Origin of the sequence: Vibrio sp. 03-59-1 (assembly GCF_013114135.1) — a bacterium.
Taxonomy (GTDB): domain Bacteria; phylum Pseudomonadota; class Gammaproteobacteria; order Enterobacterales; family Vibrionaceae; genus Vibrio; species Vibrio cortegadensis.
Genome location: NZ_VTYA01000019.1, coordinates 50,404 through 62,765, shown reverse-complemented (window position 1 = coordinate 62,765; position 12,362 = coordinate 50,404). Strand labels below are relative to the sequence as shown.

16 protein-coding genes are annotated in these 12,362 nt (G+C 38.2%); 2 read left to right on the top strand and 14 right to left on the bottom strand.

The window, feature by feature from the left end:
- Positions 1-93 precede the first annotated feature (93 nt).
- Entirely contained in the window at positions 94-366 is a 273-nt protein-coding gene (locus F0249_RS16925) for a hypothetical protein (RefSeq protein ID WP_147239171.1), read from the top strand.
- 32 nt (positions 367-398) lie between these two features.
- Here the strand turns inward: F0249_RS16925 and F0249_RS16920 are convergent, their stop codons facing one another.
- From F0249_RS16920 to mobI, 14 genes are all read right to left on the bottom strand, one after another.
- Positions 399-1,550 (bottom strand): tyrosine-type recombinase/integrase, encoded by a 1,152-nt coding sequence (locus F0249_RS16920; RefSeq protein WP_171757265.1) that lies wholly within the window; start codon positions 1,548-1,550, stop codon positions 399-401.
- Positions 1,551-1,840: 290 nt separating this feature from the next.
- Positions 1,841-2,131 carry a hypothetical protein gene (locus F0249_RS16915; RefSeq protein WP_171388303.1) on the bottom strand — a complete coding sequence of 97 codons (291 nt, stop codon included), beginning with the start codon at positions 2,129-2,131 and terminating at the stop codon, positions 1,841-1,843.
- A 25-nt stretch (positions 2,132-2,156) separates the two neighbouring features.
- A complete protein-coding gene (locus tag F0249_RS16910; RefSeq protein WP_171757264.1) occupies positions 2,157-2,648 on the bottom strand; it encodes a hypothetical protein in 492 nt (163 codons plus the stop codon).
- 358 nt (positions 2,649-3,006) lie between these two features.
- Positions 3,007-3,231 (bottom strand): hypothetical protein, encoded by a 225-nt coding sequence (locus F0249_RS16905; protein WP_171757263.1) that lies wholly within the window; start codon positions 3,229-3,231, stop codon positions 3,007-3,009.
- Between the two features lie 198 nt (positions 3,232-3,429).
- Positions 3,430-4,293: a bacteriophage abortive infection AbiH family protein gene (locus tag F0249_RS16900; protein WP_171757262.1), complete on the bottom strand. Its 864-nt coding sequence runs from the start codon at positions 4,291-4,293 to the stop codon at positions 3,430-3,432.
- 411 nt (positions 4,294-4,704) lie between these two features.
- Positions 4,705-5,304 carry a hypothetical protein gene (locus F0249_RS16895; protein WP_171757261.1) on the bottom strand — a complete coding sequence of 200 codons (600 nt, stop codon included), beginning with the start codon at positions 5,302-5,304 and terminating at the stop codon, positions 4,705-4,707.
- 132 nt (positions 5,305-5,436) lie between these two features.
- Complete coding sequence (locus tag F0249_RS16890) at positions 5,437-6,159, bottom strand: hypothetical protein (protein ID WP_171757260.1); 723 nt, start codon at positions 6,157-6,159, stop codon at positions 5,437-5,439.
- A gap of 60 nt (positions 6,160-6,219) precedes the next feature.
- Complete coding sequence (locus F0249_RS16885) at positions 6,220-6,582, bottom strand: hypothetical protein (protein WP_171757259.1); 363 nt, start codon at positions 6,580-6,582, stop codon at positions 6,220-6,222.
- Positions 6,575-7,765 carry a hypothetical protein gene (locus F0249_RS16880; protein ID WP_171757258.1) on the bottom strand — a complete coding sequence of 397 codons (1,191 nt, stop codon included), beginning with the start codon at positions 7,763-7,765 and terminating at the stop codon, positions 6,575-6,577. The genes F0249_RS16885 and F0249_RS16880 overlap by 8 nt, the downstream gene beginning before the upstream one ends.
- Positions 7,766-7,946: 181 nt before the next feature.
- Positions 7,947-8,852: a hypothetical protein gene (locus tag F0249_RS16875; RefSeq protein ID WP_171757257.1), complete on the bottom strand. Its 906-nt coding sequence runs from the start codon at positions 8,850-8,852 to the stop codon at positions 7,947-7,949.
- A gap of 65 nt (positions 8,853-8,917) precedes the next feature.
- A complete protein-coding gene (locus F0249_RS20370) occupies positions 8,918-9,043 on the bottom strand; it encodes a hypothetical protein (RefSeq protein WP_301337562.1) in 126 nt (41 codons plus the stop codon).
- 329 nt (positions 9,044-9,372) lie between these two features.
- A complete protein-coding gene (locus F0249_RS16870) occupies positions 9,373-10,662 on the bottom strand; it encodes a 3'-5' exonuclease (protein ID WP_171757256.1) in 1,290 nt (429 codons plus the stop codon).
- A 20-nt stretch (positions 10,663-10,682) separates the two neighbouring features.
- Positions 10,683-11,204: a hypothetical protein gene (locus tag F0249_RS16865; protein WP_171757255.1), complete on the bottom strand. Its 522-nt coding sequence runs from the start codon at positions 11,202-11,204 to the stop codon at positions 10,683-10,685.
- Between the two features lie 11 nt (positions 11,205-11,215).
- Positions 11,216-11,722: a conjugative transfer protein MobI(A/C) gene (gene mobI, locus F0249_RS16860; RefSeq protein WP_171757254.1), complete on the bottom strand. Its 507-nt coding sequence runs from the start codon at positions 11,720-11,722 to the stop codon at positions 11,216-11,218.
- 456 nt (positions 11,723-12,178) lie between these two features.
- Here mobI and F0249_RS16855 point away from each other — a divergent pair, with 456 nt between their 5' ends.
- Entirely contained in the window at positions 12,179-12,355 is a 177-nt protein-coding gene (locus F0249_RS16855; RefSeq protein WP_171757253.1) for a hypothetical protein, read from the top strand.
- The last annotated feature ends 7 nt before the right edge of the window (positions 12,356-12,362 follow it).

Here is a 12,362-nt window from a genome sequence, read left to right as displayed (position 1 = left end):
TAGTCTCCAAATTTAGCTGTTTGACACACTAATTATGGCTCTGGCTTTAAGCTAACCCACGAAATTGGAGGCTAGCACCTCGTGGGGGTCATTATGTCTATGTGGTATATGGAAATGCATGAATATTACAAATTAAAAAGCAGAATAAAAGACATCCTAATCGAGCGAGGATACAAAGAAGTAAAACCGGATACCGACTTAGACTACTGTGGTTCAATGCACAGTATTTATGCCTCAGGCAAATTAGTGCGCACCCTAACTTTGCGACACAACCCACTTTCGTTCCGTTGGACCTCATCCCCCTCATTCTGCCAGTTGTTGAGGAACTGGCAGAATGATTGGTCAACCAATAAGTATGCTTCTTAAAATGACGACGTTTAGAGTCGTTGTTTTACTTTTCAGTCTTGTAACAATAAGTTAGGGCTTTGGTCATTACTGAGTCCTCGCAGATAGCGCAATACCATTTCATTACTCTTCCAGTCACCGAGCTGGATCAATTGAGTTAAGGTCAATCCTGCTGCGTACCCATCTTGTAGGGCTCCAACTCGGCTTGAGTGTCCACTCCACACTTCTCGGTGCGCTCCATTTTGCGTGACAATGTCACCCTCAACAAGAAGCGTTTTATGCGCTCGTTGATAAATGCGATCCACGGTCATGCCTGACATGGGGGTTTGACGGTAGCCCGCGGGCCTCGCCCCTGTTGGCGTCAGCCAGCAGAAGATGAAGTCGTCTTCTTGAAGTCCTTGGCAATAAGTGGCTAAATATCGCTTCACAATAGTGGAAAACTGACGAGTGAGTCGTTTAGGCTCAGGACTAATCGTCGTTTTTGATGTGACCCGCTCAATGTTGATGTCTCCATTATCGAGTATTTTAATGTGTTTTTTACGGATTTTTCCAATTTCCCCCTCACGAAGTAGCGTACCGTAAGCCAATGTGAGTAAGGTGAGATCTCGGTAAGGAAGTGGGACTTTGTCATTGCCCCACAGGCTCATTAATTTATCTAAATGAGCCCGACGAAAAGGTTTGGCTTGGAGTTCGATCACCTGAGTGCCGGTGAGTTCCATTTCATCTTTTGCTAATGATTTAAAAAAATGTTGGAGGATTGGATCTTTGGTGATGTCTTCTATGCCCATCATTTTGTGAAAAAGGCTGAGTTGCGCTCGATATTGTTTTAAAGTGTTGATTTTTATTTGTTTCTCGAGTTTTAATGCTTTAAACCAAGTCAACAAGAGCGGCGCGTGAATAGGAAAGGAGTAAAGGTCGCCTACTTTACAATGCTCGTCCCACTTCCTGATCACAAAAGCCAGCATTTTCAGTGTATTGGTGCTTAACCCTCCCCGGTTTTCTTCAAAGGCCTTCAGGTGTTTGAGCGCTATAGGGAGCATGTCCCAGTCAGGTGAAAAGCTGTCGGTGAGATCGGGAAAGTTGAGTTTAAAGCGACTGAGTTGATGTTGCTGTTCTTGCCACTGATTGATCACATCTTGCTGATATCTTAAATGTGACAGCGTCACTTGATTTTTCTTGTTGTGTGACTTGGTTAGCGTGCTCATCTTGGGCTCTCTATCTCAACAGTGTGATATAACTGTAATTATATCACACTGTTGACGGATTTAAACTTAGACTTACACAACCCAAAGGCTATAACGATGTATTCAAGACCTATGATCTATTTCCTGAATTATATGTAAATAATGTCATCGTAACTAACTTATGGACATAAGTTTGTCAGTACTTACTCTAAATTAGCAATTCAAGGATAACTACAGATATGGCAAAGCTAGTTGTGAAGAGCTAGTGCCGCACTAGCAAAAAGATTGCTTTAGGTACGTATTAAGTGCTGTTATCGTAAATAAGATGTCCCACACTCTAAATGTGAAGAATTCAATGGTGGGTACTCTCTCAATAGTTTTGCTCTTACTTCTGGAAAGTGGCTCTGATTAGCCGACAACCAACTGCTCACATATTCATTAAAACTTATATGCCCTTCTGGACGGTCATTAACAGAACGTTCAAAGTGGCAAGAAATAACGATCATTGCCCCTTTAAATTTTTCTTCCGATGAATGATTTAAGTTGTTGTATTTACACCAACCATTTCTTTTCTCAATTTCTAACCTTTGATAGTCGCTCATATACCATTCCACATATAGTTTATTTTCAATATGAACCATCGCAATTCAATGTTTTATATGCACGCTTAAAACCATTTAATGAATACCATACATTTAGATAATCAGATGATTTTCCAATATAGGTTTTCACCTCAAACCCCATAGCATCTTCGCCGTTTAACTTACTGAGATCAGAGTTGGTAAAAATGTATATATGACGATATCGCTCACTTCCAGATGCAACATCAAAAGATGAAAATTTTGGTTTTCCAAGCTTATTACCCAAGAAATCATTGACATGATAAGACATAATTGTGGTTTCATACCTACCTTCGTCATAGGTTAAATATGGTTCAATCGTTAACTGAGTAGCTTTCGCAGAACCAGCATTACACTCCATAACAACTTTGATGTTTTTATATAGAGAGTAAGACTCAACATTTTTCACATTACCAGAGCCTTCCCAGTTATTAACTCTCCAATCCGCATGAGTTAATGGTGGTATTAATAAAAGCAATAAAAAAACTAATATTTTCATTGAGATACGCATTAATTTTAAAACTAAATCATCTCAAAACAAAAAGCCAAGGTCAAATTTGACGCTAGTCTTGGTCTGAGACCAAAACTTTCACTACCTGCATCAACAGTAAGGTGTTTATTATTCTTTTATGGTAAATAGCAAAGTTTACTATCAGAAACAGTCATCAGAACGCCTCAAATGCTCAGAGCGAAGATTTTGGACACTTGAACAAGGCATTTACTTCCATATTGCCTTGTAAGTTTGTGACACTTTAAGTTCGTCCCCTCGAAAAACTACATCTTTTTAATTCAACCAAAATCCATACCGAATCAGAAAAAAATTAAACCTTAGTGAGCAATTGATAGCTAGGCATAGCTTAATCATCGCTGCAATGATTAAGCTGAAAACCTACCGAGTAAAATCTAGACTGAGCCAATAACCGTTGAACATTAGTGTCATAGAATCCACCATCAGGGCTGAGAACTTTGAATGATCTGGTCACTAACTGATCGTTACCTTGTCCGAGTTGGTTAACAAGCTCTCTAGCCTGCCCAGCTAATCGAGACAATTTAACTACATCACGATCGTCGCCCAAGACCATTTGATCTGTGATTCTGTATAGCGTGATTTTTTCATCAGCGCTCTCCGTTTGTTTCAGTTCAAACGGAAGAACTCTAAATCGGAATACCCCTATTTTAGGGGATGTTTACAGTTGATTTTTTTGCAATAACCCCTGTCAAACCCACTTATGGAGTCTAACTTTATTACTGGCATAGATAGTTTCATATTAATACCCTGATCATAATGTTTCAGTAGAAAGAAATTCAATGCTTTGCGAAGAAATTCCAATGCTAGTTAATGCACTGTGAAAAGAAATCGTTTCATGTTCAGAATGGTAATAAACCTGCCAATTTACATTATTGGTTTTACTAACAATTTCTTGAAAATATGGTAAGTCGATATGACTCAATGAATGACCAATTACTACTACTTTAGAAATATCTGATAAACAGTCAAAGTAAAGCTGGTTCCTTCTAATAGTTGCTCCAACATCTTTCTTTAATGCGCGTAATGGATATCTAGCGGCTCTTTCCGCTTCTAGAAACATACTACCATCAGGCTCACCATCTTCATCAAACTCTCTAGGTTCAGAAATCACTTCCCCATGACCAAAGATAAGTGAATCATTTGTGTCAGCCCTACCATGAATATGAAATACCCGTTCATCACTAATCGAGTAGGTAGATTGTAACGTCGAGGTATAATTAAAGGTAATAAAGCGAGCATCACTAGGAAAGTTTGCTATTGGTTCTGCTGCAGCTATATTAATTTGGTGTACCCACTCAAAAAAAGCTTGTTCTATTGCCCTGACATGTAATTGAGTTTGTTCAACGATTTCATCTTCTAAACCGTAGATATCTCTTGGCCTGAAATTCTCTGCATTTACGTTAACCATGTTATGAAAGCCCAAAAAATCATCGGGATTAAAATGGCCTAGTGCATTCTCAAAGTCATGCCAAGGATTTGGTCGATCAAATTCAAGTAAATAATAATCAGCTACCTCATTTAAGGTTTCACTTGCGTAGCCATAAAAATCATCATAGTTAGTAGGCAAGTGGTGATGGAGGTCGAATCCGTTACCAATAATATAAAGCGTAGTCATAGATAATAGCCTTTATTTTTTTGACGTTATAGTTTTCTTAATTCAATGAATAATATAGATTAATCAGTAACGTAAGTGCAATGCGAAAGCTAATTTCCCATTTTGGGGTTTTAACAAAATTCGTAACTAGAATAATAACTTTCTCCCCGTATTATTAATACGGAGAGGAACATTCAACAAACAAGGCAACCTGCATGATAACGAGATATTTATCGGATAAGTTTTGTTAGGGAAAATACGCATTAACAGCATGTGAATGAGTATTTAATCTAAGCGATAAAGGGGCATTTTCGTGTTTGAAAATGCCAACTATCGTAGCTCAATAAAAATTTGCTATCGAGCAATAACCTGGCTCTTAGCTGGACAACGACGTGTTTAAACAAGCATTTTAAAAAACTTGTATGAAAATATCTAACCTTGCGCGCCAGACCTCTTAATACCAAGCAAAATTGAACACTCTGAACGTCCTGATGAATGAAAGCTAGAACAAAGAAAACCAAACTCTGAAATATGGTAACTAAGCTCTTTATTTATAGCTTCATACGCTTCTAAGTCAGTATGACCATGAGCTAGGTAAATACCACCGATAACAATACCCAAACCTTGAGCTTCCATAAAATCTATAGCTGAGCACTTACTATTAAAAGCAAACAAGTAATCAGCAGATTGCTTCAGATTCCTAATATCAGCAATATCGACATTGTTGGGCATCTCTTTTGAAAACAGCTTATCCGTGATATTTAAAACCACGTCTTTGATAGCATCTGAGTCATTGGAAGGGTTTTCGAAAGTAATGAACTCAAGTCCAATAGCTTCACAAGCAAGAGTCAATTCACGACTTTGTTCGGGGAATAAACCTGAAATAAATAGAGCGTCAAGTGAAGAGATAAGCAACGGTGACTTCGCAATGTTTTCGAGTGGGATCAATATGCCATGTGCGACAGAATCTAATTCTGGTAAAGACACAGCTAGTTGTAATTCATCCATCTCTACTGCAATCGGTTCAAACATACTCTTCCCTAAATTTTACGATTTTCATAGCGCTTAATAGACTACAAATTGTCGTCTTTCATCTTTCCATAATGCAGTTCTTTTCATATTGGTTCAACGAATAACCTATAAGGTAAGTCCCATGACTGAAAGTTAACTTGCAAGGTATCGCCTAATAGCGGGAGTGTTATTTTGAACCTTTGCCTTTGCTACTGGTGTAACGTGTTCAGATTGAACAGCTTGAGTGTTATTGGTTTCTGGTTGTTCAGTTTCAACATTTGTAGCTTTGCGCTTGTCTAAACGACGCTCTAATTCAGTGAACGCCTCTTTCATTTCTTCGTTGGTGATTTTAGATTCGTATTGCTGTTTGAGCGTATTATTGATTTGCTCGTAGCTCAACTTCATCAAGCGGTAAGATAGAAACTTGCCGTCCATTGTTTTAACTTCGTGCTCAATGGTTTGGTAGCCCGTCATAGGGACTGAATCAACAATGCCGTCAATAAGTTGTTTGTATTGCTCTGATACCTTGTAGCCTTCATCTTTCGTGTAACTTTGCTCGTTACCCGACATTTCTTGACCGAACGATTTAGCCAGTTCAAATTGAGCGTTTAAGCTTGATTTTTTCATTGCAGTATCGAGCTTGCGGCTTTCACCAATGCCAATCGCATATACGCCCGTACTGTCATTTTTCGGTGGATTTAATACCCAAGATGGAATGGAGCTAATAACACCCTCAGCTTTGCTTTGAGCGTGTTCATTTTTGATGTTTTCAGCTTGTAGTTGGTCTTTTGCAATCTCAACGTTCGTCGGCGGCGTTGTCGCGCAGCCAGATAGAACAAGCGTAGCTGCAATGGCGGTTAACATAAATTTGTTCATAGTGATGCATCCTAATTAATTTTGATGATGCACTAGTTGTATCATGGCTTTTTAAGCTTCCTAAATGGCAACTCTTACGCAATATTTTTTTATACCGTTTTTAGAGATATACCCTGACTCAATAGTTTGCATACCAACAATATGATGCTTACTTTTAAGCGTCACTTCTTCCGTTAGAACGTCGGTGGTTTTAATTGAACTCTCGCTTTCGGAGGTGATGGTTTCAAGCTTGGTGTTAGCCGTAACTACACTGCCAAGCTCATGCGATAACTGCCCCTTAGCGATTGCCTTTGCGGTGATGCTATCCACGTACTCATTCTCAGTTGCAATCACACAACCTAGCCCCTCTTGCGGTGCAGATGAAACCGTTAGAGCGGCTATCATCACTCCCGCCAAGGCGTACCCGATATGTTTATTACTCATATTTCCATCTTCTTAGGTCTGATGAATTTAACACCACAACTTCTGATTCAATTGACGTTATGCTTTGAAGTTCAAGCTCTGACACATCTTTAATAACCACTGGATTGCGAAAATTATAACCAACAAGTCTATTTCTCTTAGAATCGTTAGAAAATTGCATTGTGTAGTATTTGTTTCCGAAACCGTTAACGTTAGAAATAGGCAAATAACCATAGTGTGAACCTGTGTTTACTTTGATTGTTATGAATTTCTTTCGCATATCAGATTGCAAGTCACTAGAAAAGGGACGCTTCATTTTGTTTCCCTTATTGTAATATTGCTCAAAGCCAACAGTGTAAGGCGTTCCCCCAACATTAGTTTCTATATTGAAATACTTGTTCAATACTTTTTCAGCGGGTGCTTTCGGTAAATTCCACTCAACAGGAACGAAAATATCGTACTTTCCGTTATTGTTCTTTTTGAACTCAGGCGTACCTAGTGTCACTTTGATTTCGTGTTGAAAGTAACCAAACACATTCTCTTCAATGTCTTTTTTGGCAAGGTCGCCATCGCTCCCACCAAGTACCGCTAATTGAAATAATGTGCCTTTCTCAAACACTTGCTTTGTCGCTTGTCGATTACTGTTCAAATCAGACAGTACCTTTTCTCTCGCCTCAACCAAATCAAGACGGGAAGTACCAGTGTTGATTTTTTTTGTCAGCGCAAGCAGCTCGTTTCTCAAACGGTTATTGTCTGTTTCCAACTTTTTGATTTTAGCTTTACGTTCAGGATCGCTTTTAAATTTAGCCAATCCGTCACGAACCGATTCTTTCGACACTCGAATTTTGGCTTGAGTCGTTAAGGTAAGAATGCCCGACCCGTTAACCTTGCGCTTGTTCTGGACGGATAGCACTTCTAGATAACCCGCAGTGAGGACGCGAATTTCTTGCTTGGCAATATTGCTACCTGATACTTTTAGCTCACTTTCAACGTAAGTTCCTGCGTATTCACTCGCCTCTTTCTTTACTTGCTCAAGATTTATGTCTTTTGCTTGCGTCAGCGTGTCGTTATCACCAAGGAGGTAAGTTTCGCTTACATTGAGTGTGATGTGGTTATTATTATCACTGGCGACGCTTACAGCAGCTTTGGCTTGATAGCTAACCAAAACCCAAGCAGTAATCATGAGGATATTTTTTATTTTCATTGTGTTATCTCGACTAAATAGATTAAACACACAATATCATGGAAAATCATCTTTCAAATCTTAGTTGAATCAGTAACTTACTATCGTAACGGTGCTTAGGAAGGAAGGTCGCGTTGGTTCAAATAAAATAGCCGAGCTTGAATTAACTCGGCTGTTGAAGTATGCGATTTAACCAACGTTGTTACGGTTTTATGAACTCAAACTTTTGACCTTGAGTGTAAATGGCAGGAACAACTTGATATAGCGTAAATTTCTTCACTGACTTACATGTAATACAATTCCAATCATCACCACTATCAAGTGTCATTTTGTAACTCACAGGAAATGATGGTGTGTATAAATAAAAACCTTTAGGTAATTTGCTTGTCACATCCAATAGATATTGTTCGTAACCCAACAAACCCTTGTAACCATTTACTTTCCCATCAATAAAAGAGGTGGAATTAAAACCATACACTGGCAATTCATCAACGGATATATATTGTAAATCCCCGTCAGCAAGGGAGCTATGACCTTTTAATAGTGGTGTTTTCGTATCATCAAATGAAGTTGCTATGTAATCGAACAGATAATTATTGCCATTTATTGTATATCTTGCCGTATCGTTTTGTGATTTAAGCGTATTGCCCGCGCTTGTTATTGTTTCGATAATGGCATTATTTATTGTATCTATTGCGTATTTTTTTGCTTCTTGTCCATCATTAAAGTTTGATGCGTCCAACGCAACAAACCATTGATTCTTACTTGCAATGTGATCACTTGACGCTAAGTGACCCGCTGCACCTCCGACTACATCTATAGCACCAGTAAGATTACCCGTTGCAATAACAAGAGCACCAACCATTAAAGAGGTATCACCGCCATTACTGCCTGCGCGTAAGTTTGTTTTGACTTGTTCAATTTCATCACTAGAAAAGTCACGCAACGGACTATCATTACGTGTTAAAGCCGTTTGATTAGCAATGTTGTACGCATGGCTATAGTTTGTATCAAAGTCACGCCCTTTAACCAACTCAGGAGGCGTAGAGCTGCATCCTGAAAGTAAAAGCCCTGCAACCACCGTTAATGCTATTTTTATTTTAGTCATGTTCTTATCCGTGAGTGTTCTTAATTTAAGTTTATTTTACTGCGCATTTTTAACTTCCAAAATAGCTATTGCTGCTTATTCCATTCCTCTTCATCACCGACACGACGAACCGCATCACCATTTAATTCTTCCATGCGTTCTTTGTTTTTCTCTAACACATTTTCTCTTGAATTATCATCTGTGAAGTCCATGTTCGACCCTGCTCCCGTCAACAAATACCTTTGCTGTGTTTGCAACGAACAATCTGTTGTACGTGAATAATAAAAATGGATTTATAGGCAAGTTGTTTGGAGGTAACGCTTTGCTGTTGGTTTCTTTGATGAATTCTTTATCTTGGTAGTCGGACTTATAATCAAATATAAGCGTTCCCATTGTACCGATAACCGCGATGTTAGGGTTAAGAAACGCTGCCGTATTGGTTGGACTCCAATACAAAGGTTTGTCGGTTTCTTTGCATCGGCCTACTTCAACATTTATTCCTTTCAGTTTCTTATTGCTTACTTTTTTCTGACTATCAGAATTATCTTGATAATTTTGGTGGTATAGGTTTTGACTTTGTATCGTGATTTTTAACTTTCTCGTTTGCTGATGATTTATCATCTTGGCTTACCAGAGAGGCATCCAGTTCTTTAACGCTTGGCTTGTCACTCTTAATTGATTCATCTTTCGCTGTCGGTTCGTTTTGAACAATTGTAGCGACCTCAATTTCTTTCTTCTTAGATGTATCTTTTGCGGGTGTTGGTTTTGAACGCTTAGGTTTAGTGGGTTCGATTTTTATCAAGTGTTCAGGCACTAAATTATCTAAGAGACAATCAGCTACTTGGTATTCAACTAAAGTAAAGGCAACGTTCTTTTCTAACGCTTCGTATAATTCATCCGGCAGTATGAGTGTTTTCTTTGGACGGGTTATTGCAACGTACAATAAATTTAATTCAGGTTCATTTAACTTCTTGCCATCACGAAAGCTTGCTACTACTGAATAAAAATCATCAGCCAACATTACGCAGTCATACTCAAGACCTTTGCTTAAATGTGCTGTAGATAAATGAATCATTGCGTTCTTAGGTGGAATATTCAACGACCACTTAAGCGCACTAACGAGCGTGTTAACTTTCTCTCTATCCGTTTCTATCCACTCACCGAGCGTTTGGGTTTCTAAGTCCTTCTCACCAATGAGCATTTTAGGTAAGTTTTTATATTTTCGAAATATTGGTAATGTCGAACTTTCACCTTGCTCAAGGTTTAACATGGTTTCAATTTTACTAAGTGTGAATCCCGCTTTGTTGGAAGTGAACACTGTAGGTACTTTTAGCTTATAGCAACTGATTAATCGTTCCAGTAAATCTATCTTTGTGTGAGATAAGTAAAGAAGTGCTTCCCCTCCGTTGTAATCAGACCCTTTGTATATTTTTGTATCGAACCCTACCCCGCCTACGCTAACTGTTGGATCGGAGTGTTGCAAAATTTTTGTTGCAAGCTGACCTATGCTTTCCCCATAACGAAATGAATTACTTAGTGGAAATGCCTCGTAAGGGATAATGTCCATTGCATTTACGCCACCTCTAAATTGATAGATGCTTTGGTATTTATCACCTACAAATATCTGCTGACACTTTTGTTTAAGTATGACAGAGAGAAGTACAGGGTTTGCATCCTGCGCTTCATCAAACATGATGTAGTCGTATTTGATTTCAGGATTGGATAATTGCCAGTATTTAACGTAGGTGTCATGCGTTGCCGGACACTCAGAGTCGGGATTTAACATCGCTTGCGATAAGTTTTGGCAAATCTTTATTATCCATTCGTACATTTTTTCTTTGGAGGATGGCGTTACCTTTTCTTTTTAACAAGTTGGTTTACTAGGTTGTGCGTTTTCTGTGTTAGGTGAATACGGCTCAAGCTTTGTGATGCTGTTGAGATAAAACACTCAGCAACCTGTACTAGCGTTCTCCAATTTTTATTTAACTCTAGTAACTGGAAGTATTCATGCTCTGCCCCTACTTGTCCAAATGAAACCACATGATCAAATGTAAGCTTCTCATTAATCTTCAACATGAATCGACTTCTGGTTTGCTTATCGAAACTGTTCAGTGCAAATGAATGGGAAGTTGCAATGTGAACACTATGCCCTTTGAATAATGTTCTAGCTTCCTGCTCTAGTGATTTGTTGTAGCAAATGTACAGACCCGTTTTGTTTACATGATACTTTTCAACTGCACGTAAAAGAGAGCTTTTTCCTGCTCCTGCATAAGCAAACCCCTTTACATTCAAGCCTGAAATAATTGCATCAATGATCGCATTCATTTCGAATGTTAAGTCATGATCACCTATTGTTCTGTTTTCATCGTCCATATGTGCAGTACCTATATCATTTGGTTTTTGAATTTTTTGATTGAATAATCTGGAACGGCAACTCTGCTGTTCATTAATTTCACCTCAATCTCATCGCTACCAATCACCTTGGAAGCCCAAACAATCGAGCGGTGCGCTTTCATTAAGTGTTTCAATTGTTGTCTGATTGGCGCTAGGGCTGATTCAGCTTGCATTATTAACGCTAACTCCCAACTTTCCGCTTCTTTAAAATTTATTTCTTTATAAATGCCATTGTCAGGTACAGCAATACTTTTGACTAAGCGAATAGGCTTATTGTTATTTCTAACGAATGATATTTTATTCCATCTTATTACAAACGACGAACCGCTAAATTCTAATCGTAATTCATAGTTTGTTTTCTCAGTATTTAACTTTACATCCCCAACACGATCCAATTCACGCCTAGCGACCTTTTTCATCCATCCACGGTGAATGGTCATTGCTGTCTCATACATGCGGTCAATTTCCGCATAAATTTCATCGCGTATCTTTTCCATCGGTAAACCTCAAAAGTCAAAAGCATTAAGTAGTCCATTAGTTTTAGTCAAAACACTATTTAACAATAGTAGTAACAAAAAAACCTAGTTTTTAGCTCTATTAGTTAGTTTAAAAAACTATAGTTTTTAGCTCTATTAGTTAGGTCTAATTACTATGGTTTTTAGCTCTGTTAGATCGTACTAACTATCATGGTTTTTAGTTCTAATAAAGAATTGGTTGAAACTTGATGGTTTATTTGCGTGTTGAGTTCAGAAAAAAAAAGAGCAGCTAACCAAATGTAAGGTGTTTATATTTAACATAAATTTTCCATGTAGATGTGGGATTGTTATTTTCTCATTGATTTTAAAAGGTTCAACTTATAGTCTTTTTAGGTATCTGGATTTGGTTTTATTAGTGTTTTGGAGTTTAAATAATCGTGATAATATATTATTAAGTTCAAAGGCTGAGGGTTTGATATGAATGAAACATTGAAAGGTTTTTTGCAAGCTATTTTATTTATGTGGTGCGTTTGGTGGGCGATGGTATCACTATCTTCTGGTTACGAATGGAACTTGATTGATGGTGTTCTGGTTGTTGGTTGTGCTGTTCATTACTTCGGTTTTTACCGTAAGAGAAAGTTATGGGTATCTTAGTATTGTT

Bases quoted from the DNA above. Each gene is read 5' to 3' on its own strand.
- F0249_RS16925 (WP_147239171.1), top strand. From the start codon at position 94: ATGTCTATGTGGTATATGGAAATGCATGAATATTACAAATTAAAAAGC.
- F0249_RS16920 (WP_171757265.1), bottom strand. From the start codon at position 1,550: ATGAGCACGCTAACCAAGTCACACAACAAGAAAAATCAAGTGACGCTG.
- F0249_RS16915 (WP_171388303.1), bottom strand. From the start codon at position 2,131: ATGAGCGACTATCAAAGGTTAGAAATTGAGAAAAGAAATGGTTGGTGT.
- F0249_RS16910 (WP_171757264.1), bottom strand. From the start codon at position 2,648: ATGAAAATATTAGTTTTTTTATTGCTTTTATTAATACCACCATTAACT.
- F0249_RS16905 (WP_171757263.1), bottom strand. From the start codon at position 3,231: ATGGTCTTGGGCGACGATCGTGATGTAGTTAAATTGTCTCGATTAGCT.
- F0249_RS16900 (WP_171757262.1), bottom strand. From the start codon at position 4,293: ATGACTACGCTTTATATTATTGGTAACGGATTCGACCTCCATCACCAC.
- F0249_RS16895 (WP_171757261.1), bottom strand. From the start codon at position 5,304: ATGTTTGAACCGATTGCAGTAGAGATGGATGAATTACAACTAGCTGTG.
- F0249_RS16890 (WP_171757260.1), bottom strand. From the start codon at position 6,159: ATGAACAAATTTATGTTAACCGCCATTGCAGCTACGCTTGTTCTATCT.
- F0249_RS16885 (WP_171757259.1), bottom strand. From the start codon at position 6,582: ATGAGTAATAAACATATCGGGTACGCCTTGGCGGGAGTGATGATAGCC.
- F0249_RS16880 (WP_171757258.1), bottom strand. From the start codon at position 7,765: ATGAAAATAAAAAATATCCTCATGATTACTGCTTGGGTTTTGGTTAGC.
- F0249_RS16875 (WP_171757257.1), bottom strand. From the start codon at position 8,852: ATGACTAAAATAAAAATAGCATTAACGGTGGTTGCAGGGCTTTTACTT.
- F0249_RS20370 (WP_301337562.1), bottom strand. From the start codon at position 9,043: ATGGACTTCACAGATGATAATTCAAGAGAAAATGTGTTAGAGAAAAAC.
- F0249_RS16870 (WP_171757256.1), bottom strand. From the start codon at position 10,662: ATGTACGAATGGATAATAAAGATTTGCCAAAACTTATCGCAAGCGATG.
- F0249_RS16865 (WP_171757255.1), bottom strand. From the start codon at position 11,204: ATGGACGATGAAAACAGAACAATAGGTGATCATGACTTAACATTCGAA.
- mobI (WP_171757254.1), bottom strand. From the start codon at position 11,722: ATGGAAAAGATACGCGATGAAATTTATGCGGAAATTGACCGCATGTAT.
- F0249_RS16855 (WP_171757253.1), top strand. From the start codon at position 12,179: ATGAATGAAACATTGAAAGGTTTTTTGCAAGCTATTTTATTTATGTGG.